The organism is Streptomyces sp. WELS2 (assembly GCF_013870595.1).
Lineage (GTDB): Bacteria > Actinomycetota > Actinomycetes > Streptomycetales > Streptomycetaceae > Streptomyces.
Window position 1 is genome coordinate 1 of record NZ_JACBWZ010001065.1, and the last position, 1,854, is coordinate 1,854.

Consider the following 1,854-nt stretch of genomic DNA (forward strand, 5'->3'; position numbering starts at 1 on the left):
GCGCGGCGCCCAGCTCCAGCACGGTGCGCCAGTCCTCCAGCACGCCCGCGTCGAAGGCGGCCGTGCGGCCCTCCTCCTCGGCCTGACGCAGCCGCAGCACATCGTCGTCGGCCGGGTCCGCGTCCGCGCGGACCAGCCGGGACACCCGCTCCCCGAGCAGGGAACGCACCGCTTGCGCCGCGCTGTCGGCCCGGGCCGCCTCGTCGCCCGTGCACAACACCGGTCCGATGCCCCGCACCAGAGCGGCCACCTGGAGCTCCTTGTCGGCGGGGCGGCCGCGGCGCAGCAGCGCGGCGGTCCGCAGCGCGTGCCGGTGCCGGCCGGCGTACAGCAGATCCATCAGCTCCTCGACGCTGCGCAGCTCCATGCGTCAGTCCTTCCGCGAGACAGCCGTTGCCGCGTCAGCAGACCATGGCCGGTTTGCCACCCGGCCAACGGCACTTGAACTGCGCCGGGTCGGTCAACCGTTCCCCAACTTATTTCGAAGAGGCGTTCGTTCATATCCGCCGTACGGGTGATTCCGGACGTCGTAGGAGTGAGCATCTTATGGGAAAAGGCCCCATATTGTGGGCTATTGGGAGGCTGCGCGAAGCACAGTGGTTACACCTTGTTTTCATTCCCTATCGAGCGGATGACCGCTCATTTGGTTAATCTGGGAGTCGACGGACAACAGTACGGGGTCTCACCCACACCCACCGTCCGTCCTGGGGCACGCCGGTCCACAACGGCCTGCTCCGGCAGCGGAAACCGGCGCCACCGCGTCCGTAATCGGCCTTCCGACCAGACCCGAGCGGGCGTCCGGCGCCGTGGCGCGGACAGTCCGGTATGCCCCCGAGGGTGACCCGACACATAAGGAGTGCGCGGTGACACCGGAGAAGACGAATCGCGAACAGCGCCCCGAGGAACGCACCGAGCGCAGGCGCCGCCGGCCCGGAGAACTCGGCAGCCTCGAGGTGTGGGCCCGCTCCGCCCCGATCCGCCTCGCCGGCTACGAGGACGACCTGGCCGAGCCGCACATCCTGCCGAGCGTGGACTGACCCTCCCGCCCCGGCCGCCGCGACCGTCGTCCGCGTGGGTGTGACAGACTCACGCCCATGCCGATCAGAGAAGCCACGGCCGGGGACTGGCCGCGGATCTGGCCTTTCTGGCACCGGATCGTCGCCGCCGCCGAGACCTACGCCTGGGACCCGAACACCACCGAGGAAGCGGCCCGCGAGCTGTGGATGGGCCCGGCCAAGCGGGTCTACGTCGCAGAGGACGACAGCGGAGCCGTCCTCGGGTCGGCCTACCTCACGCCGAACCACGGCGGACCCGCCGCCCGCGTCGCCAACGCCGGCTTCATGGTCGACCCCGACCACGCCGGCCGCGGCATCGGCCGTGCCCTCGCCACCCACGTGCTGGCCGAGGCCCGGGCGCACGGCTACCGCGCGATGGTCTTCAACGCCGTCGTCGAGACCAACCCCGCGGTCGCCCTGTGGACATCCCTCGGCTTCACCATCCTCGGCACGGTCCCGGAGGCGTTCGAGCACCCACGTCACGGCAGGGTGGGGCTGCACATCATGTACCGGTCGCTGGAGTAGTCCCTGCCGTCACAGTCCCGCGGTCCGCGGCCAGGGGACCAGCTGCGCCAACTCCTCGGCCACGCCCAGCAGAAGGGACTCCGTGCCCGGCCGGCCCACCAGCTGCACGGCGCAGGGCGCGCCCGAGGGCAGCGCGCCCACCGGCACGGACATCGCCGGCCAGCCGGTCAGGTTCCACGGCGGAGTGAACGGCGAGTAGGCCGAGTTGGCGAGGACGTTGCGCAGCCAGCCGCGCTCGTGCCACGGCCCGGCCTCGGGGGAGCGGCGGGCCAGG

Annotated in this window: 4 protein-coding genes; 2 read left to right on the forward strand and 2 right to left on the reverse strand. The window is 71.5% G+C overall.

The window, feature by feature from the left end; translation table 11 throughout:
- On the reverse strand, positions 1-367 hold a 367-nt coding region (locus H5J33_RS33620; RefSeq protein WP_181798468.1), incomplete at its 3' end, for a hypothetical protein.
- 496 nt (positions 368-863) lie between these two features.
- On the opposite strand from H5J33_RS33620, the gene H5J33_RS33625 reads away from it, so the two are divergent.
- Together H5J33_RS33625 and H5J33_RS33630 are read left to right on the forward strand one after the other, a co-directional pair.
- Complete coding sequence (locus H5J33_RS33625; protein ID WP_181798469.1) at positions 864-1,037, forward strand: hypothetical protein; 174 nt, start codon at positions 864-866, stop codon at positions 1,035-1,037.
- A 57-nt stretch (positions 1,038-1,094) separates the two neighbouring features.
- The gene (locus tag H5J33_RS33630) at positions 1,095-1,580 is read left to right on the forward strand and encodes a GNAT family N-acetyltransferase (RefSeq protein WP_181798470.1); all 486 of its coding nucleotides are present in this window, start codon (positions 1,095-1,097) and stop codon (positions 1,578-1,580) included.
- A 9-nt stretch (positions 1,581-1,589) separates the two neighbouring features.
- Here H5J33_RS33630 and H5J33_RS33635 read toward each other — a convergent pair.
- On the reverse strand, positions 1,590-1,854 hold a 265-nt coding region (locus tag H5J33_RS33635), incomplete at its 5' end, for an amidase family protein (protein ID WP_258565585.1).